Source organism: Alteromonas sp. ISO5 (assembly GCF_058105165.1).
The window spans coordinates 3742463-3761539 of record NZ_CM176572.1 but is presented as its reverse complement, the minus strand read 5'-3'; the positions used below and the strand labels follow the sequence as shown (position 1 = coordinate 3761539).

Genomic DNA, 19077 nt, shown 5'->3' with positions numbered 1-19077 from the left:
GTTGTTATTCGTCCAGTTTGTCGATCAGCACTGACAGCAGTGTGCTCGCCTGTTCAAATTCAAAATCTTCTATGGCATCCAGTATCAGCTGAATTTCATTGGTATAGCGGCTGTGTAAATAACCACTAAGCGATTCCAACTCTGATTCTTCAATCCGATTATTTTTAACCGAATGGTCGATACGCTTCAGTATCGCTAACAACTCGTCGGTACTGACTTGTGCTGACTGTTGCAGGACACTGTTATGTTCAGCCTGCACGGCTTGTTCTACTTCCGAGACAAGGCTGAATAACTGCGCAACAGTTTCCCCCGGCGCCACCTTATCATAGCAATTCTGCTCAATATTTTTGCAAGCGAGCATTATTTTAATCAGCCCCAGGTTGCCGGCCACGCCTTTAAAGCGGTGTACCACCGCTTTCAACTCGGCAAAATTCTGCTGTTCAGCCAGCCTGCTAAAGGTTTCACTGGCCAGCGTAATATCGTGGCAAAAGCGGTTTATCTCTTTCACCAGCTTATGTGTGGAACCCCATAAGCTTTCGCCACGTGACCAATCGATGAGGAGCGCTTCCTGCGGTTCCGTACGCATAGCTACCGCGCTACCCTGAATGCCCATCACTCGCGCAATTTCATTACATAACACAGGAAAATCGATGGGTTTATTAGCAAAGCCTTCCATGCCCGCATCGCTGGCTGATTTCTTATCCTGCGCCAGCACACTGGCTGTCAGGGCAATAATCGGAGTGGCCTTAAGACCGTTGGCCTTTTCAAATTCACGCCGTTGACGGGCAGCTGCCAGGCCATCCAATACCGGCATTTGTAAGTCCATCAATACCACGTCGTAATGATGACTGGCCATCAGTTCGAGCGCTTGCTGACCATCCCGGCCGATATCCACACTGTGCCCACCACGTTTTAGCAGCAGGTCGAGCAGTTCTATATTCTGTTCAATGTCATCAACAATCAGGACCCTTAATGCCGGTAATTGAATCGCTTGTAAACGCTGAATGTGACTGGTGCCGTCAATAGCCGTAAGTGGCAATATAAAGGTAAACTCGGAGCCCTGCCCCGGCTCGCTACGGACCTCGATTGTGCCGCCCATTAATTCAACCAGCTGTTTGGAAATAGTGGTGCCTAACCCGGTTCCGCCAAAGCGCCTCGACATGGATGCATCGGCCTGAGCAAAGGCATCGAACACCCGTTGACATTGCTCTTTGGTCATACCGATCCCAGTATCATTAATGGTAAATTTCACATGACCGTTATTTATCTGGCTGACCTGCAGGCTCACCTGCCCTGATTCGGTAAATTTCACCGCATTACCAATTAAATTACTCAGCACCTGGCGGATACGCTCCGGTGCCCCGCGATAGCCCTGCGCCAGGTGATCGCCCAGTTTAACCTGCAAATCGAGTCCCTTGCGCTTTGCTTCCAGCCAGAAGGTAGAAATAACCGTATCGATTTCTTCACTGAGAATAAAGTCAACAAACTCCAGTTCCAGCTTACCTTTATCCAGCTTGGCACTGTCGAGGATGTCGTTTAATAAATGTAATAAGGACCGGGCGGAGCGGTTAATTGTCGATAAATGTTTATGTTGTTCTGTGTTAAGCGGTGTATCCAGCAGGATATCGCTGAAACCGATAACGGCATTCATTGGCGTGCGAATTTCGTGGCTCATATTGGCCAGGAAAGCAGATCGAGCTGCCGCAGCCTGCTCCGCGGCATCCTTAGCGACCAGCAATTCATCTTCCATCTTGCGACGATCGGTAATATCCATAATAAAACCATCGAGCCACAGGATTTCATCGTTATCATCGCGAATATACCTACCGTGCTCGCGCAGCCAACGAACCTCACCGACTTTATTATAGATACGGTATTCCATACTGTATTCGGCTTGCCCAACCAGCGCCGCTTCGATACTTTCCATATCATCGGGATGGAATAAATCAACAAAGCTGATCGTCGGATTGGGGATCAAAAACTCGTCAGGGCTATAACCGGTGATCCGCTCAACGGCATTACTGATAAACACCATGGGCCAGTCATGCTTATTTAAACAGCGATAAGCGATGCCCGGTATGTTGGCGATCAAGGAACGGAATTTTAGCTCATTCTCACGAATGACCTTCTCCATAGCCAGACGCTCACTGATATCGGCGATAAATAAAATAAACAAAGACTCACCGGCCACTTGGGTACGCGACATACTGATCCGCAGCGGAACCAGCTCACCGTGACGGTTATAAGCTTCCACTTCGCGGCTATTGCCGATGAGCTGAATGCCTTCAGGTTCTTCGGCATATTTAAAAAAACGGTGGTTGTAAAGGTGGCGACGATCCTCGTGTAAAAACTCAACCAGCTCAGTCCCTACCAGTTCCAGCCGCTGCCAGCCCAGAATAGTACTAACCGCTTCATTTACCGTTTGAATCACACCTTCATCATTAATGGTCAGTATGCCCTCAACTGCCGATTCCATCAGGCTTATCATTCTGCTCTGCGAGCGCCGAGCCTCGGCTGAGGCCTCACGGTATTTCACCAACAAACTGATACCCAATACCAGAGCAATCATAATGGATGCAATAAAGGTGACACTGGCCGCGAGATAAAATGACATTTCTGATGGCTGATCTGACAACTCCAGTCCGGGAGGACTGACAAATCGGGCGGCCGCCATTCCGGTGTAATGCATGGCTGAAATAGCACACCCCATTACCGATCCGGCCAGAATATTGGTAGTTAACATGGTCAGTTTATTCGGCAACAGACGCTGCAGACCGTGCCTCACCCACAATGAAAGCATTGCCAGTAGCACTGCAACAACCAGAGACAGTAAAAATATGGGCAGGTTGTAACGAAGCAGCGGCGCCATATCCATCGCCGCCATGCCGATGTAATGCATGGCGCCTATACCGGCCCCGACTAAAACTCCGCCACCAACGATTTGCTTGCTACTAATGCTTTGCTGCGTCAGTAGAGTCAGTGCTACCCAGGCAGCAGCAATGCCCGGTAGCATCGAGATAAGGGTGGTAAACCAGGTGTAAGAAACGGGTGTGCACAGTTCAAACGCCAACATGCCGATAAAATGCATCGACCAAATTCCGCTGCCCTGGGCTAAAGCGCCTGCTGCCAGGAGGCCGCGACGTCCTCGGGAGGTATTAGCGCTTGCAGCCTGCGTAGCTACCTGAAATCCCATAAACGAAGCAAACACGGCAATCGCGACAGATAAAAGCACTAACCAAGTGTTATATTCGCCCACCAGGAGTAGGGAGGTATCAGGAATGGAAAACAGGTCCGTGATAAACGGCATTAAAGTAGGCCTTAATAATGATAATACGACGTCGCTAACCAAGCCTGCCTGCTTTTTGCCAGCCTGTTATCAATCAATAATAAATACTGTCCCTTTGTCATAAAGATTGCCGCAAATTCGCCATATTTGTCAAACATCCGTGAAAAAACTATCCAATTCACCAACAATAGCTTTATAAAGATAGTTTATTTAGCCGGGCATATTATCCACATTAAATTTATAAAACAATAGGTTATATATAATTTTTGGTTTACTTATTCGCAAGATTCAGAATTTTAAAGGCTACCTTAAACCTCTGCTCAGAAACGCTTTAATTATACACTTCGCTTTTTAGCTTCTCTTTCACTAAATTGTGCTCAATGCTTAATCCCAATCCCGCACTCCCGGCACCTCTTCGTTAGATGAAAAATGGATCAAAGACTTTAGGCAGAATTTCCTCGGTAACGCCGACACGGTAAATAACTCTATTGGATGTCAAAACGGCTATAACCTGTGTAGTGACGCAGGATAAAATGTCACCGTAATATTAGGCGGAATCTGAATGGTGAAACCTGTGATTGAGTCTGTGTTATCCAGGCTTTGCGCAGCAGTAAAGTTGTTTACTCGCTCGGCGCATATAGTGATGTGCACTGGCAGACACACTTTTGGCTATACCCAAACACTGAGCAAAGAATTCGGCATCAGGTCCCACTCTTGTATTTGTTAAAGACTTCATCGGGTACATCACTTAATAACGTACAGTTACCAATATTCATGCCCAGAGGCGTACTAATCTCGTCAGATATACCGGCAACAAGACCGTTCATGGTGTCTTTGTTCACGGCTCTGTGAGGTGCTGACTGCGGATACTCGCGCTTAGCTGCCGACTACTTATTTCTAATACTTCATTTAGCTAAACTGAAAGCCAGTTAAACAACAAATAATAAGGCAGCCTCAGAACGGAAAGACGGTATCGGTGTTGATAGGTATAACCTCTCATCCTGGCGATATAGCGCAGGTCAACCGATAAGGCCAGGCACATCGTTGCGGCGCCCTGTCCCCTGCACCTTTCATACAGTGTTTCTATTTCTACCCGGTGTGCGGAGCAGATTTTCTTTAACCCACTGACAAAACACCGCGATCCGTTTTTGTTTAGGGTTATTCTTTGAATACACCAGGTGTGATTTCCATTTCACCGGATGTGGAATATTCAACGGGACAACCAGTTGACCAGACCTGACATACTCTCCAACCATAATGTCAGAGGCCAGCATAATGCCATGCCCGGCCAAAACTGCACTTAAGGCAAGGTCGCTGGAAGTCACTTCCGTTTTTGTCAATTGCCCCGGGGTTACCTCAACACCGGCGTATTCGAACCAACTTTCCCAGTCTACTTTGTTTTCAAAGGCCAGACTGAATAACCTGGCACTGACAACTTTGTGAATATCCGTTAGCGGATGCTGAGCAAGATAAGCAGGCGAACAAACCGGGTATACTTCACTTTCATCAATTCGCTCAACAACCAGTGAATCATCCTTTATCTGCGCACTGGAAGTACTGAAACGGATGGCCACATCTATACTGGCATCGTGCAAATTTTCAATCCGGTTAGAGCCCTGAACGTTAATATTAATTCCGGGATTGAGCTTAAAAAAATCAAACAGATGAGGTACCAGCCATAGCGCACAAAATGCCTGAGTTGAGCTGACTTTAAGCTCACCTTCGAGTGGCGCTTCCTGAACCTGATTTAACCCCTCTATTACTTCGGCAAACCCATTTTGGCAGGCTTTGAGCAAGATCTTTCCGGGTTCGGTTAGCGCCATTCGTCTGGACTGACGATTAAATAACTTCACATGCAAATTGCTTTCAAGTTGCCGCATTTGCTGACTCACCGCCGCCTGAGAGATACACAGCTCATCAGCTGCTTTGCTGTAACTCTGATGGCGGGCTGCCACTTCAAAGCACATCAGATTATTTAACCAACGCAAACGTTTGTCCATACACCCAAAAATATAAGTTTAACTTATATCAAATCTTAGTTTTTATCATTGGTGAAGTACAGTAAAACGCATAACAATCCTCAACCATATCAACGCTGAGGGTTTCAACATGCAAACAACAGAAAAGGCTACACAAGCAGACCACGACGTTCAACAGGATGCTGCGCTATCCAAAAAGGCAAAACTGTGGCAATTTTTGAGCAAGATAGGAAATAAGCTTAACTTATCACAATGGTGCCATATGAAATAATGACTGAGCGGTTTAGACAGTAAAAACTGAGTGTCATCAGCGGAGTGATTGACAGACCTAGCAGAAGCATTGCTCGCAAGGAGACTGAAAATTGCACCACCTTTCTCGAGGGTAATAAAAAGCCCCGGCATTTACCGGGGCTTTCAAGGTGGTTGCGGGAGCAGGATTTGAACCTACGACCTTCGGGTTATGAGCCCGACGAGCTACCAGACTGCTCCATCCCGCGTCTGAAACATTGCACGTTTTATCGTGATATTCTTAGCGACGCATTACTGCGTTTTACTCTGGTATCAACTGCCTGTTTACACAAACGCTGATTATTTGGTTGCGGGAGCAGGATTTGAACCTACGACCTTCGGGTTATGAGCCCGACGAGCTACCAGACTGCTCCATCCCGCGTCTGAACTGGGTTGAACCGGACCGCGTGTTTTCGCTGTGCCGTTCAAGTGGTGCGTATTATACATAGGGATTAGAGGTTGGCAAGACCTGTTTGGTGAATTGTTTCATTTTTTTGACCAACCGGTTAAATACCCACCACAACGATTATTTACCACACGATTTATTACGCATTTATTTAAAATACAGATTCATTTTTTGCGCTAGTTTAAAATCCAGTTCACTGAGCCCGCCCACGTCGTGGGTGGTTAACCTGACTTCAACCTTATTATAGACATTAAACCACTCGGGATGATGTTTTAGCTTTTCTGCCCAAATAGCAATTTGTGACATCCAGCCAAACGCCCCGATAAACCCCTTGAAAGTAAACGTACAGGTAATAGCATCACCATCCCGCTGCCAGAGACTCCCCTCTGCTGAGGTTGTATTTAAGGCGGCCAGTTGCTCTGCGATGTCAGTATCATTTAGCTTAGTGGTCATATGGACTCCTTGTTTGCTGATGTCGCTTACTACCTTAGCGAATGTCATCTGTCCCACAAAGGCCTGGCGACTTTATTTATACTGTGCACTGTAAAGTAATCCATGCAGCAAGGTAATCCTTTCGCGTTTAGCAGGAAAATTTTACTCACACGATTTCCTCTTCTTAGTCGACTAAAGATACATTTACATTTAAATCATACGCTTAAGCTTCACATACCGCTGGTGCAATGCTTGCAGTACTCATGCAGATGATTAATCCAATGACTCATAGTCTGTTTGTGGAGAATTATGAAAGCACTGCAACTCGATACTTTCTGGCAACTTATTAACGAAAAGCTTGAACGATGGGTTGAAGCAAGCATCAAGCACCTGCCAAATATTGCCGTAGCCATATTCATTGCCATGGCTTTTGGGCTGTTAGCCAAAATGGTGGGTAACCTCGCCCATCGCGTGTTATCCCGAACCTTTGACTCCACTCAAATTGTCGGGCTGCTAACCTCAATAATTAAGGTCGCCATTGCAACGGCCGGTATTTTTATCGCGCTGGATTTTATCGGTTTACGCGGAACCGTCACCTCATTACTGGCCGGTGCCGGTATTGTTGGTCTGGCGATTGGCTTTGCTTTCCAGGACATTACCGAAAACCTTATAGCCGGAATTGCCATGGGGGTGCGTAAACCCTTTCAGATTGGTGATGTGATCGAAGCCGAAGGTGTATTTGGCAACGTAGAAGCCATTAACCTACGTAATACTCACGTTATGACATTTTTCGGTCAGCGAGAAATTATCCCCAACAAAATTCTGTTTCGGAACATCCTTACCAACTATAGCGTCAATGGGCATCGTCGCATTGAAGTACCGGTTGGGATCTCCTACGCGGACGATCCTCAGCAAGCAGCCGAAGTGTTAACGGACGCCATTAATGACCTTGATTTTGTGATCAGAAAAGATGAAACCGGTGTGTGGGCTGAATCTTTCGGCGACAGCAGCATTAATTTGCTGGTCTGGTTCTGGATTGACTATCCCGGCGAGCCTGGTTTCCTGGCAGCCAGACATGAAGCCATAATCTCAATTCAGCGTGCGCTGACTGAAGCCGACATTCTTATCCCATTCCCAATACGTACACTGGATTTCGGTGCCAAGGGGGGTGAAAAGCTTAGTGCCATGCTCAACGAGCACGCTGCCAAGCAAGGTAAATCGCGTTCGAAACCAGAATCATCATCGTCGGGGCATGACGCCGACGATAACAATCACAAGCAAAAATCCAGTGAACCTGACGAAAACTAGGAGACTCAACATGTTAAAACGTAAATTAAGCTACTGTGCAATATTTAGTTCAATTCTGGCCCTCGGTTTCCTTGGCGGTTGCGCCACCTTAGAAGGCGTTGGCGAAGATGTTCAATCGGCCGGCGAAGGCATAGAGGAAGCGGCTGAAGAAGCATCTAACTAATTTTAAGGCATCGATACTGACAGGCCTGCGTAACTCTGATGGGTAACGCAGGCTCCTTACTACTGGTCTGACAATCACCACTTGTAATAGAAATGTTGATTTTGCATTAATTTTAGTAATAATAGTGACATCACATCAACTGGTTGGTCTACTCAATGAATGTAAACCGAATCGATCTAAACCTCTTTGCCGTATTCGACGCTATTTATACGGCCGGTAATCTGACTAAAGCGGCTGATATTCTTTGCATCACCCAACCTGCCGTCAGCAATTCGCTGGCCCGACTTCGCGACTTACTGAATGACCCCCTGTTCGTCAGAACCGGCCACACCATGAGCCCTACTCCGGTAGCACAGAATCTAATCGGACCTGCCCGGCAAGCGCTGGCATTATTAAGAACCAGTGTGCTACAGAGTCGGGAGTTTAACCCGGAAGTGGCAGAAAAAACCTTTCAGTTTGCTTGTCGCGATCTGATTGAAGCCAGCATATTGCCGCGTTTGATCGCCAAAATAGAAGCACAGGCTCCCGCTATTACTATCACTAATTATGACATTGATAAAAAACAGGTACTGAATGCGCTGGCCAGCGGACAGCTCGACTTTTATACCGACAGTGAAACGCTAACCGATCAGTATCTGGCACGTCATAAAATAGCCGAAGATCGCCTTGTAGTAGTTGGCCGCCCGAAACACCCCGCTTTTTCAGACCCTATGTCGATGGAGAGCTTTCTGTCCTATGGGCATATTAAGGTTTCACCGCGGCCGGAACAAGCCAGTGAAGTCGATATTGAACTGTCAAAACTTGGTCACCAGCGTAGAGTTGCCATGCAGAGCCATCATTTTCTGACCATTCCCAGCGTGTTAGTGAAAACCGATTTACTGGCGTGTTTACCCTTCCATTTGGCAAAGCATTATAATTTGGCGGTGAGTGAGCTCCCCTTCACTATGCAACCTCTCGATTACTACGTGTACTGGCATGTTAGTGCTAATGAAGATCCCGCCCATCGTTGGGTTCGCCAGCAGCTCATCGACATTGCTCAGGCATTTCTTTCACCGCCGTTGAACAAACGCGCCGCCTGAGCAGCATAAATTGAAGGTCTTACACCGTTTTGGCAGGCCTTCAACTGGTATCCTTCCCCACCATCTGGCAAAAAACATTTTTTTTCGCGCTGCATCACTTTATTGAAATACACTTTAATTTCAATAAATTAAAAGACTTCCCTTATAAGCATAAATGATTTTCGGTATGAATAATTATAACTATGTATCGACCTCACAATTTACCGCTGCCCGTCGCGAGGCTTTAATAAACCTGTCAAAACAAACAACTGATTGACCACCTAACTTAACTTTAAATTTACCTTTCAAGGAGCTAACCATGTTGAAAATTGTTAAGACCTCTTTGTTTGCTTTAACTGCATCGCTGGCATTTACCGGCACAGCGAGTGCTAATGTAGAAGAAGCACTGGCCAACATCTGTACAATTGTAAGTGCTGATGACAAAGGCGAGCTACGCAAAAAAATGCGCGCGGTTCAATCAGACTACCGCTTAAAGCTGCACGATTACTACTCTGGTATTTCTTGCAACGGTCAGAGCCTTATCCGCACGGCGCTGCAAAACAACGCTGTAGAAGTGGGTACCTTATTGGTTAAGAAGATGCCAAGCCGTGATTTAGGCGAACCAGAACAGGATGGCAAAACACTGCAAGCCTGGATTAATGAAAATGGTCTGCAGGATCATGCCATTGCCAAAGAACTAATGGACCGTCTGTAAGACGGCCCGAGTACCACTTTCATGATAGCCATGTAAACCGTTCAACATGGTTGCAGGGAATTTAGCAGTCCCCTGCATTTAGAAGGCGCCGAGAGGCGCCTTTTTTCTTTACACTGCGTACCCGCTCTCACCGAATCAGGCCTGCACTCTGATTTAATAGCTTTTTCCACCCTCAGATAAGGTATTCAAACGGATACCAATGTATCAACTAGACTGTTTTATACACCTTATACTTTAGGTTTAATAGACTTAACAAAACCAAGCAAACAAAATTATTTCCCTTAAAGGCTGCTAAAACTAACGAGGATTACCACCATGTTGAAATTTGCTAAAACTGCTGCACTTGTATTAACTGCTTCTTTTGGTATTAACGCCACGGCTCACGCTGACGTCGAGGAAGCCCTGGCAAACATCTGCACTATCGTAAGCGCTGATGACAAAGGCGAGCTGCGTAAGAAAATGCGCTCGGTTCAGTCTGACTACCGCTTAAAGCTGCATGACTACTACGCAGGTATTTCCTGCAATGGCCAAAGCCTGATCCGCACGGCGCTGCAAAATAACGCTGTAGAAGTGGGTACCTTATTGGTTAAGAAGATGCCAAGCCGTGATTTAGGCGAGCCAGAACAGGATGGTAAAACACTGCAAGCGTGGATTAACGATAACGGTCTGCAGGATCATGCCATTGCTAAAGAAGTGATGGACCGTCTGTAAGACGATAGTCCCCTTTTTCATGATAACCATGTAAGCTGTTCAACATGGTTGCAGGGAGCATAGCAGTCCCCTGCATTGGAAAGGCGTCGAAAGGCGCCTTTTCCCTTTCCGAATCAAAAATAATTTTGCCAACACCATGATAATAAACACTAATTAAGTCCATCGATGAGGGTATTAGAATAAATACCAATGTATCGGCTCCGCTGTTTAAGCCAGTATCACTTTTCGGTTTAATAAGACCAACAAAACAAACAAAAATATTATTTAACGTTAAGACTGCTAAAACTTAAAAGGATGATTACCATGTTGAAATTTGCTAAAACTGCTGCACTTGTATTAACGGCTTCTTTTGGTATTAACGCCACGGCTCACGCTGACGTCGAGGAAGCCCTGGCAAACATCTGCACTATCGTAAGTGCCGACGACAAAGGCGAGCTGCGCAAAAAGATGCGCGCGGTACAGTCTGATTACCGGTTAAAGCTGCATGACTACTATGCAGGTATTTCCTGCAATGGCCAAAGCCTGATCCGCACGGCGCTGCAAAACAACGCCATCGAAGTGGGTACGCTGCTGGTGAAAAAAATGCCAAGCCGTGATTTAGGCGAGCCAGAACAGGATGGTAAAACATTACAAGCCTGGATTAACGAGAACGGCCTGCAGGACAACGCTATCGCCAAAGAAGTGATGGCTCGACTATAAATCACGTCAACGAATTCATGACCGCCATGTAAACAGTTCAACATGGTAGCAGAGCTCCGGGCTCTGCGGTGAGGCGCCTCAGGGCGCCTTTCCTTTTCTATGAATACCATTTATCCATAAATATTATACAGTTACGCAATTAACGTATAATCTGAAATACTAATGTATGATTTCTGGTGTGTATTCCCTTCTACAACTAAGGTCTAATAAATACGTTGCTGACCGAGATTACTAAAGCGAGCGTATTATGAACATCAAAAACGTCATTCTGACCCTGCTGACCAGTGCATTTTTTTCAGGTGCTGCGATTGCTAATGAGCATAACCCGTCAGCCGCTTTTGACAGCGAGAGCACGCCACAGTTGGTAAAGAAGTTACGAGCCGATGCATCCCGCTTACCTGTTGGCCAGTTACTTAACAAGTACATAAAACAGAACAGCAAACAAAATACGCCATTTTCTGCGTCCTCGGCCTTGTCTCTAATTGGTGCTGACCACCAGCCAGGACAACAGGCAGGCCGTTAACCCCTCGGCCCTCGCGGCACTGTACCAACGATTAGTTATCTTAATTTGTTGCATTCCCGGACTACCCCTTCGGGCTAATTCTCACTACACTATGCGCCAATTACTGCCGATAAAAAGTCAGGGCCTTCTATGCAACAACGTAAATCTTCGTGTCACCGACGAACGTTTGTACCAACTAAATCATTGCTGGCCAGTGCCATACTCACAGCAACAGCGTTTGCGCAAACCTCTCCTGTTGACTCTGCCCCAGGATTAGAAACCATTGAAGTTACCGCACAAAAGCGCACTCAGAACCTACAGGAAGTACCGGTAGCCGTTACCGCAATCAGCGGCAATTTACTGGCTGAAAAAGCCAGTTTTGATATTTTTGATATTGAACGCAGTGTCCCTACCCTATCAGCATTCCAAAGCCAGAGCGCGACTAACAGTTCATTCGCGATACGTGGCATTGGTACATCATCGCAAAACTTTGGTTTTGAATCGTCGGTGGGGTTGTATGTGGATGGCGTCTATCGCGCCCGGCAGAACTCAGTCATCAATGATCTGGTCGATATCCAGTCGGTGGAAGTCCTGCGCGGCCCGCAGGGCAGCTTGTTTGGTAAAAATACGCCTTCCGGCGCTGTGGTGATTAACACGGTTAATGCTGATTTTGATGGCCGGGGTTTTCTGCAACTGACCGCCGGCAACTTCGATACGCTAAATATCAGCGGTGCAAAATCCGTCACGCTGGTTGATGATGTGCTGGCGATGCGCGCAAGCGGCTTTAGTTCACGTCGCGACGGCTGGGTAAACGACCTCGCACATCCGGGTGATCCATTGAACAACCGTGACCGATCAGGTTTTCGTCTGCAAGCATTATACACTCCCAATGACGCCATTTCGGTAAGGGTCATTGCCGACTACGCAGAGCTCGATGAACGTTGTTGTGCGGCTCTCACCTGGCAGGGTAATGCTCAAGCTAACGACATTGCCGGCAAGTATGGCACCGATAGTCTGATCGCGTCACCACAAGTGGGTGGCCGCGTATTCACTCAGTCCGCGTATTTTGATTACACCACGGCACTGAGCAGTTCTCCCCGTTCCGCCATGCAGGATCGCGGGTTGTCAGCGCAGATAGACTGGCAAGTCAGCGACTCCCTCTCGTTGGTCTCTGTCAGTTCACTGAGAAAGTTTGATAGTTTCGACTACATTGACTCTGATTTCTCCGATGCTGAGTTATTATCGACTACCAATGATTCGGCCCAGCGCGCAGTCACCCAGGAGCTTCGACTACACTACACCACACAGACACTTTCTGCGATCGCTGGTGTCTTCTATTTCCACCAGCGCCTCGACCTCGATTTTAACAATATGATTGGCAACGATTTTCCGGCTTTTTTTGCCGCCAGCGCAGCCCAACTTCAGCCTCTTATCGACGGTATTAACACTCTTAGTACGCTAAGCGACGGTCTGATAGCGCCGGTCGCGCCTGCTACACCCGGCGGCACCGACTTCCCGCACAGTGCCGATCAAACACAGGACAGCTTCGCTGTCTTTGCTCAGACCGACTGGACCTTCCTACCACAATGGACCCTGACTACCGGCATCCGCTGGACAACTGAGGACAAAACACTAAAAGGTGAGTACAGCGAGATTGGCCCCGGCATCAATGGTCTGCCAACGGCTCCGGAAGATATACCTAATCCTGCCGCTGCGGTACCGGCACTAACCAATATTGCCACCGCCCTGGCTACCATGCAGTTACCCAGTGCAGATTCGCTGGCCGCCTTAGCCCCTTTTCAAAACCCGGGCTGGGGCTTTTATTTTTTAAACACGGCCTCCATTTTGCCCAGACCCGCCATGCAGGCATCATTGTCGGACGATAACCTTTCCGGCACGGTTAAAATCAGCTACCAACCCAATGACGAGCGCTTGATTTACCTTTCCTGGGCCAACGGTTTTAAGTCTGGTGGCATTAATACGGATAGAATTGGGCCTGGATTTGACCCGGTATTCAAAGCCGAAACGTCGCGTTCATGGGAACTGGGACTGAAACAGGAATTCCCCCGCTACGATTTACGCTTTAATCTGGCTCTGCATAAAACCGATATTGACGACTTCCAGGCATCCACATTTACCGGCACGGGGTTTAACCTGCAGAATGCCGGCAGTATTGGCACAAAAGGTGTGGAATTCGATCTGGTCTGGCTGCCGGTGTCATCTACCCAGTTAACGTTCAATTTCGCCCGCACGCTGGCCACCTTTGACGAATTCGACAATGGCACCTGCTGGGTTGCCTATAGCTGGCATACCGGCATTGACGACCCTGGTCGTCAACACCCTGATGATCCTTACTGTTCTCGTGCCGGCGACCGCGTCGGTTTTGAACCCCAAACCCGTTATACACTGGGCCTGGAGCATTATATTGATGTGTTTAGCTTACCAACCACTTTGCGGATTGATTATCTGTACACCGGTGATCTGTTTATGGACGACACTAACGATCCATACAAACATCTGAACAGTTTTGATCTGGTTAACGCCAGTTGGATGTGGGAATTACCGGATTGGGACAGTCAGCTGATTGTCTGGAGTAAAAACTTGTTTGATACCGAATACGTGGCTAAAAATGGCTTCGATGTACCGGTTCAGGCCGGTAAAATTATGGCGTATCCCGGTATGCCGCGAACTTATGGCATCACGCTGAGAACCCATTTTTAACCAGCCAGTACCAGCCGCCCGGTGAAAAACACCGTTCACCGGGCTATTGGATTCCACGCCGAAGCTTTTTATTGAACGAGATCAAAACGTCCCACAGTACAGACTGTATGCTACTGACTATCAGGAAACACCCGGTTTCCCTTAACGATAAACAGATGAACTCAGGCTATGCAAACTATCGATTTTTTTGACCCGGCGCTACTTAATAAATATAACATCAATGGTCCAAGGTATACCTCTTACCCTACCGCTCTGGAATTTAATAGCGATGTTTCTGACGCCACCCTGGTGACGGCTGCGCAAACCAGCCCGACACAGGACTTGTCTTTATATGTGCATATTCCTTTCTGTCACTCACTGTGTTACTACTGCGGCTGTAATAAAGTGGTTACCCGACATACCGAAAAGGCTGACCGTTATCTTGACTACCTGAGTAAGGAAATTAGCCTGCGGGCAGCGGCATTCAGCCATTACACTGTTCACCAGTTGCATCTTGGCGGCGGGTCACCAAGCTTTCTGTCGCCTGAGCAACATCAGCGTCTGATGGCTTTGTTAAGAGAGGCATTCAACTTCAGTGATGATGCCCAGTGCAGTATCGAGATTGATCCACGTACGGTAAACACTGACTACGTCAGCGCTCTCGCTGCTGTTGGCTACCGTCGCCTCAGTATCGGAGTGCAGGACACCGACTACAATGTTCAACAGGCTATCAACCGGGTGCAAAGTACCACACATATTGCCAGCCTCGTGGACCATGCCAGACAGGTCGGTTTTGAGTCGATTAACCTCGACCTCATCTATGGTCTGCCCCACCAGACCGAGGACACGTTTAAAACTACCCTGGCAGCAGTAAAAGCCATGGCTCCCGAGCGAGTCTCGCTGTTTAGCTATGCACACTTACCGGAGCGTTTTGCCGCACAACGTAAAATCAAAGATGAATGGCTACCTTCACCAGAACTGAAACTGGCATTAATGAAGCAAGCGATGGCAACACTTAGTGAAGTGGGCTACGAACTCATCGGTATGGATCATTTTGCCAAAGCGGATGATGAACTGGCCATTGCCCAGCGTAACGGCGAACTCCACCGTAATTTTCAGGGTTATACCACCCGGGGAGACCTGGATATGCTGGGTTTAGGCGTATCTTCCATTTCTGCGGTGTTCAATATGTATGGCCAGAACCCCAAGACTCTCAATGAATATTACGCAGCGCTCGATGAACCCGCCGACCTCACTACCAAAGGGGTATTGCTTACCCGCGATGATATGTTACGCCGTCAGGTGATTATGCAACTGATGTGTAACCTTAATCTTGCTATTTTTGATATTGAGTCAGAATGGGAGATTAATTTTAACCAGTATTTCGCTGATGCGATAGCCGCCCTCGACCCCTTTATTGATGATGGTCTGGTGTCGGTAACCGCTCAGCATATAAGGGTGACACCAAAGGCAAGATTACTGATCCGCATAATCAGTATGTCTTTTGACGCTTATCTGGCCAGGCAGGTTCATCAACGCCGCTATTCAAGGGTTATCTGATTTGTCCCCAGGCTTTAAATAGTCGCCATCGGCATTGGCTGCCAGGGCATCGCGGCCCTGAGTCATGAGTTCATCCAGGCTGTAACCGGAGTCACCATTACAGCTGGCAACAGACGATTTAAAACGAATATTTAATGGTAGTTTAGTGCCGTTACGATACAGGTAATTACCCATCGCCTTATTGACCCGTCTGGCAAGCTCGATGCTTTTCAGTTCGCACACATTGGGTAAACTTAACGCAAAGGTTGCGCCACTGATTCGACAGCATTTAGCCAATGGCAAGTCGAGCTGCCCGGCGATTACCCTGGCAACGGCCTGAATCGCCAGATTCCCCTGATGAAAGCCCTGATGCTGGTTGATATCGTCAATACCGGCAATTTTAATCAGCAGTATCGAAAACGGCATACTATTTACCTGACAATATTGCAGATGCTCACTGACTTCTGTTATCAAATAATGCTCAGTCTTCATGCCGGTTAACGGATCATCGTAACCGGTATGGAATATCGAATCCGCAATAATTTTGCTCTTCAGTAAGTTTTCAGCACGCTGTTTAAGGGTATTGCTGATAACCGGCTTTTTGACAAAATCATTTCCGCCGGCTATCCAGCAGGCTTCCTGAACATTGCGTTCAACAGAAGAGGTGATGAATAAAATAGGGATTTTAACAAAGTTGTTGTTGGCGCGGACTTTTTCACAAAACTCTAAACCCGACATTTCCGGCATCTGGATATCCAGCACAATCAAATCAACCGGATGTATCGCCAGAAAATTAAACGCTTCCTGAGCATTTCCTGCCGCCTCACAATGACAGATGTCGCTCAATACCGCTATTAGCATTAATCGTGTAATCTCATCGTCATCGACAACCAAGACTGAGCATTGGTCGATGTGTTTCACTACGGTACTCCGAAACCACTTTTTTATTACGTTATATACCCACTTTTAACAAAGCGCTATACGACTTTAGTAGTCATTATTTTGACACATTGACGATTTATTGACACCTCATCGTTTTTCTTCGCTAAAACGTTTAAATTCAGCCAGCAAATCACAAAGAAATTTCGCCCCGGCAACTGCGGAGTTATCTTTCAATGCGTGTGCGGTAAAACGCACGGTTTCACGGTCCATGGCAGCAAGTTTGGGCTGACGCTCACTTATGTACAATGTCTGCAGTTTCTTCTTCAGTGCTTTATTATTATCCAGGCACGGTAGTAGTTGTTCTTTTTGCCAACTCGCTTGCACCTGGCGCTCATTAGCCCCATCATGCTCGCTAACTATTTTTCCTGGTATCAGGCCACTTTAAATTTTTGGGTAAATTCAGTGGCGTCATAATACTTTTTCACTCTCACCTTTCAGCACGTTAGCAGTCTTCGCAATAATCGGATTAGCAGCGTGTTTTGCGCCTGCCTGACCTCGTCGAATCGCAATGCTTGCATCGTAACCATTCATTGCCGGCATATTGCAGTCCATCAATACCTTATTAATGGCCTGATCATCAAACAGCCGCCGGTAAATCATCCGACACCGGATGTCATTGGGATGAAGTAGTGCCTACTAGCAGGCGTGCTGATGACATACCGTGTCAGGCCAGTGTTTGCTGACCACTAAAATATGCCCACACCCACTGCCCCTCATGCAGCGAATCGAGACGGACATCGTAATTATCAACCAAAGCCATAAGCGTCTGGCCTTCACAGTCAATTGACACCGTACTTTGCATGGCGGAATAGGGTTGTATCGTTCGCACCACGCCATGCAATCTGTTGGTCTTTATGACACCCGTTTGCTCGGTAGTCAGCAGGACTTCTTTGGCCGGCACTAACACTCTGACAGCGTGATCGGTTTGGCTCTCATACTCTCCGGCCACGCTGAGTTCACTCTGACCAATCATTACACGGCTGATGCCTCGTTTACTCCCCCGGATGACTCCGTGAAGTACGCTAATCAGCGGCAACAGAGTGCCGGCGCCCGCAAAGCGCACTGGATTTAACATCTCTTGGAGAGGCCCACTGGCTACACAGTGTCCTTTTTCAATCACCCCAAGGTGGTCACAACACAGAATGATGTCATTGATTTCATGGCTCACCATAATCACTTTGGTACGCTGACCAATATAGGCTTTTAGCTTTTTTAAAATTCGAAAACGCAGGGCACGATCCATAGCACTGAAGCTTTCATCAAGCAGCAGTAACGCAGGCTTAGCCAGCAAGGCCCGGGCGAGCTTTACCCGCTGAAGTTCGCCGCCTGAAAGCTCGTTAGTATGCCGGGTTAACAACGCCTCACACTCACACAACGCAACAATGGTATCCACGTTTGCATGTTGCTGATTGTGGCGAGCCACCAGTTCAATGTTTTTCGCCACACTAAGCGCCGGAAACAATGGCGTTTGTGCACTGACAAGCACGGTATTTCCGGCGTTTTCCAGATTAATATTCTGCCACTTCCCGCTTACTCTGGCGGTTGTCTCGAAACCTGCCAGGGCTTGCAATAAGGTAGATTTACCCGCACCGGAGTGCCCGGTAATGCCCAGCCATGACAATTCTGCCTGGGCAGACAAGGCCACATCCAGTGCAAACTGGCCGGCTCGCGCCGTTACATGACATTCCATTTAAGCCTCCTGTGTCCTTGCAGCCAGTAAAGCGCGATCAGCAATAACAAGGAAAACATCAGCAAGGCGGCAGCCAGTTGATGAGCACTGCCATAATTAAGCGACTCCACCTGATCAAACAACGCAATCGACACTACCCGGGTTTCCCCGGGAATATTCCCCCCAATCATCAGCACCACGCCAAACTCGCCCACGGTGTGGGCAAAACTCAATCCGGCTGCAATGAGTAAACTGGGCCTGATGGCCGGTAATACCACCTGCCTGAAGCGGACCTGCCAGGGCAGATTCAGCATTTTTGCGGTGTGTAAATAGTGAGGATGCAGCTGCGTAAAACCGGCATACAATGGTTGCACAGCAAAAGGAAATGAGTAGATGACCGACCCCAGCACCAATGCTTCAAAAGTAAACGCCAGGCGTTCTCCTGTCACCGCCAGCCAGAACTCGCCAAACAGACTATCGGGTGCAAAAGCCAGTAACAAATAAAATCCCAGAACCGTAGGTGGCAGCACCAGCGGTAAGGCGACACAGGCCTGAACCACCGCTTTAAAGCGGCTGTTCCAGCGGCTTAGCCACCAGCTTACCGGTATGGCAACCAGCATCAGCAGTAGTGTCGATAACCCCGCTAATTGCAGGGTTAACCAGATTGCCTGAAATTCCAC

General features: G+C 47.6%; 17 protein-coding genes and 2 tRNA genes. 9 read left to right on the top strand and 10 right to left on the bottom strand.

What is annotated here, in order from left to right:
• Positions 1 to 4 precede the first annotated feature (4 nt).
• From AC2T0J_RS16825 to AC2T0J_RS16805, 5 genes are all read right to left on the bottom strand, one after another.
• Positions 5 to 3307 (bottom strand): MHYT domain-containing protein, encoded by a 3303-nt coding sequence (locus AC2T0J_RS16825; RefSeq protein ID WP_489806923.1) that lies wholly within the window; start codon positions 3305 to 3307, stop codon positions 5 to 7.
• A 1049-nt stretch (positions 3308 to 4356) separates the two neighbouring features.
• A complete protein-coding gene (locus AC2T0J_RS16820; RefSeq protein WP_489806922.1) occupies positions 4357 to 5286 on the bottom strand; it encodes a LysR substrate-binding domain-containing protein in 930 nt (309 codons plus the stop codon).
• Positions 5287 to 5685: 399 nt separating this feature from the next.
• Positions 5686 to 5762: transfer RNA gene (locus AC2T0J_RS16815), tRNA-Met, on the bottom strand.
• A gap of 96 nt (positions 5763 to 5858) precedes the next feature.
• A tRNA-Met gene (locus AC2T0J_RS16810) sits at positions 5859 to 5935 on the bottom strand.
• Positions 5936 to 6106: 171 nt separating this feature from the next.
• Positions 6107 to 6412 (bottom strand): 4a-hydroxytetrahydrobiopterin dehydratase, encoded by a 306-nt coding sequence (locus tag AC2T0J_RS16805; RefSeq protein ID WP_489806921.1) that lies wholly within the window; start codon positions 6410 to 6412, stop codon positions 6107 to 6109.
• Between the two features lie 288 nt (positions 6413 to 6700).
• Between AC2T0J_RS16805 and AC2T0J_RS16800 the strand changes: the two genes are divergently transcribed.
• The 9 genes from AC2T0J_RS16800 to hemN all read left to right on the top strand — a co-directional run bounded on the left by AC2T0J_RS16800 (position 6701) and on the right by hemN (position 15807).
• Positions 6701 to 7699: a mechanosensitive ion channel family protein gene (locus AC2T0J_RS16800; protein WP_489806920.1), complete on the top strand. Its 999-nt coding sequence runs from the start codon at positions 6701 to 6703 to the stop codon at positions 7697 to 7699.
• A gap of 10 nt (positions 7700 to 7709) precedes the next feature.
• Positions 7710 to 7862 (top strand): entericidin A/B family lipoprotein, encoded by a 153-nt coding sequence (locus AC2T0J_RS16795; RefSeq protein WP_489806919.1) that lies wholly within the window; start codon positions 7710 to 7712, stop codon positions 7860 to 7862.
• 155 nt (positions 7863 to 8017) lie between these two features.
• A complete protein-coding gene (locus tag AC2T0J_RS16790) occupies positions 8018 to 8941 on the top strand; it encodes a LysR substrate-binding domain-containing protein (RefSeq protein ID WP_489806918.1) in 924 nt (307 codons plus the stop codon).
• A 298-nt stretch (positions 8942 to 9239) separates the two neighbouring features.
• Complete coding sequence (locus AC2T0J_RS16785) at positions 9240 to 9635, top strand: DUF3718 domain-containing protein (protein ID WP_489806917.1); 396 nt, start codon at positions 9240 to 9242, stop codon at positions 9633 to 9635.
• 315 nt (positions 9636 to 9950) lie between these two features.
• The gene (locus tag AC2T0J_RS16780; RefSeq protein WP_489806916.1) at positions 9951 to 10346 is read left to right on the top strand and encodes a DUF3718 domain-containing protein; all 396 of its coding nucleotides are present in this window, start codon (positions 9951 to 9953) and stop codon (positions 10344 to 10346) included.
• A gap of 303 nt (positions 10347 to 10649) precedes the next feature.
• Complete coding sequence (locus AC2T0J_RS16775) at positions 10650 to 11045, top strand: DUF3718 domain-containing protein (RefSeq protein ID WP_489806915.1); 396 nt, start codon at positions 10650 to 10652, stop codon at positions 11043 to 11045.
• Positions 11046 to 11292: 247 nt separating this feature from the next.
• On the top strand, positions 11293 to 11568 hold the full coding sequence (locus tag AC2T0J_RS16770; RefSeq protein ID WP_489806914.1) for a hypothetical protein: 276 nt from the start codon (positions 11293 to 11295) through the stop codon (positions 11566 to 11568).
• Positions 11569 to 11697: 129 nt separating this feature from the next.
• On the top strand, positions 11698 to 14268 hold the full coding sequence (locus AC2T0J_RS16765; RefSeq protein WP_489806913.1) for a TonB-dependent receptor: 2571 nt from the start codon (positions 11698 to 11700) through the stop codon (positions 14266 to 14268).
• Between the two features lie 168 nt (positions 14269 to 14436).
• Positions 14437 to 15807 carry an oxygen-independent coproporphyrinogen III oxidase gene (gene hemN, locus AC2T0J_RS16760; protein WP_489806912.1) on the top strand — a complete coding sequence of 457 codons (1371 nt, stop codon included), beginning with the start codon at positions 14437 to 14439 and terminating at the stop codon, positions 15805 to 15807.
• Here hemN and AC2T0J_RS16755 read toward each other — a convergent pair.
• The 5 genes from AC2T0J_RS16755 to modB form a co-directional block, all read right to left on the bottom strand.
• On the bottom strand, positions 15793 to 16707 hold the full coding sequence (locus AC2T0J_RS16755; RefSeq protein ID WP_489806911.1) for a response regulator: 915 nt from the start codon (positions 16705 to 16707) through the stop codon (positions 15793 to 15795). The genes hemN and AC2T0J_RS16755 overlap by 15 nt on opposite strands.
• A gap of 108 nt (positions 16708 to 16815) precedes the next feature.
• Positions 16816 to 17052: a hypothetical protein gene (locus AC2T0J_RS16750; protein ID WP_489806910.1), complete on the bottom strand. Its 237-nt coding sequence runs from the start codon at positions 17050 to 17052 to the stop codon at positions 16816 to 16818.
• Between the two features lie 84 nt (positions 17053 to 17136).
• Positions 17137 to 17328: a response regulator gene (locus AC2T0J_RS16745; RefSeq protein WP_489806909.1), complete on the bottom strand. Its 192-nt coding sequence runs from the start codon at positions 17326 to 17328 to the stop codon at positions 17137 to 17139.
• A gap of 64 nt (positions 17329 to 17392) precedes the next feature.
• Positions 17393 to 18418, bottom strand: a complete 1026-nt coding sequence (locus AC2T0J_RS16740) for an ATP-binding cassette domain-containing protein (RefSeq protein WP_489806908.1) — start codon at positions 18416 to 18418, stop codon at positions 17393 to 17395.
• Entirely contained in the window at positions 18403 to 19077 is a 675-nt protein-coding gene (gene modB, locus AC2T0J_RS16735; RefSeq protein ID WP_489806907.1) for a molybdate ABC transporter permease subunit, read from the bottom strand. The genes AC2T0J_RS16740 and modB overlap by 16 nt, the downstream gene beginning before the upstream one ends.

Excerpts from the sequence above, each read along its gene's own strand:
- AC2T0J_RS16745 (WP_489806909.1), bottom strand. The coding sequence starts at position 17,328 with ATGATTTACCGGCGGCTGTTTGATGATCAGGCCATTAATAAGGTATTG.
- AC2T0J_RS16790 (WP_489806918.1), top strand. The coding sequence starts at position 8,018 with ATGAATGTAAACCGAATCGATCTAAACCTCTTTGCCGTATTCGACGCT.
- AC2T0J_RS16780 (WP_489806916.1), top strand. The coding sequence starts at position 9,951 with ATGTTGAAATTTGCTAAAACTGCTGCACTTGTATTAACTGCTTCTTTT.
- AC2T0J_RS16785 (WP_489806917.1), top strand. The coding sequence starts at position 9,240 with ATGTTGAAAATTGTTAAGACCTCTTTGTTTGCTTTAACTGCATCGCTG.
- AC2T0J_RS16765 (WP_489806913.1), top strand. The coding sequence starts at position 11,698 with ATGCAACAACGTAAATCTTCGTGTCACCGACGAACGTTTGTACCAACT.
- AC2T0J_RS16775 (WP_489806915.1), top strand. The coding sequence starts at position 10,650 with ATGTTGAAATTTGCTAAAACTGCTGCACTTGTATTAACGGCTTCTTTT.
- AC2T0J_RS16825 (WP_489806923.1), bottom strand. The coding sequence starts at position 3,307 with ATGCCGTTTATCACGGACCTGTTTTCCATTCCTGATACCTCCCTACTC.
- hemN (WP_489806912.1), top strand. The coding sequence starts at position 14,437 with ATGCAAACTATCGATTTTTTTGACCCGGCGCTACTTAATAAATATAAC.
- AC2T0J_RS16795 (WP_489806919.1), top strand. The coding sequence starts at position 7,710 with ATGTTAAAACGTAAATTAAGCTACTGTGCAATATTTAGTTCAATTCTG.
- AC2T0J_RS16740 (WP_489806908.1), bottom strand. The coding sequence starts at position 18,418 with ATGGAATGTCATGTAACGGCGCGAGCCGGCCAGTTTGCACTGGATGTG.
- AC2T0J_RS16770 (WP_489806914.1), top strand. The coding sequence starts at position 11,293 with ATGAACATCAAAAACGTCATTCTGACCCTGCTGACCAGTGCATTTTTT.
- AC2T0J_RS16800 (WP_489806920.1), top strand. The coding sequence starts at position 6,701 with ATGAAAGCACTGCAACTCGATACTTTCTGGCAACTTATTAACGAAAAG.
- AC2T0J_RS16820 (WP_489806922.1), bottom strand. The coding sequence starts at position 5,286 with ATGGACAAACGTTTGCGTTGGTTAAATAATCTGATGTGCTTTGAAGTG.
- AC2T0J_RS16805 (WP_489806921.1), bottom strand. The coding sequence starts at position 6,412 with ATGACCACTAAGCTAAATGATACTGACATCGCAGAGCAACTGGCCGCC.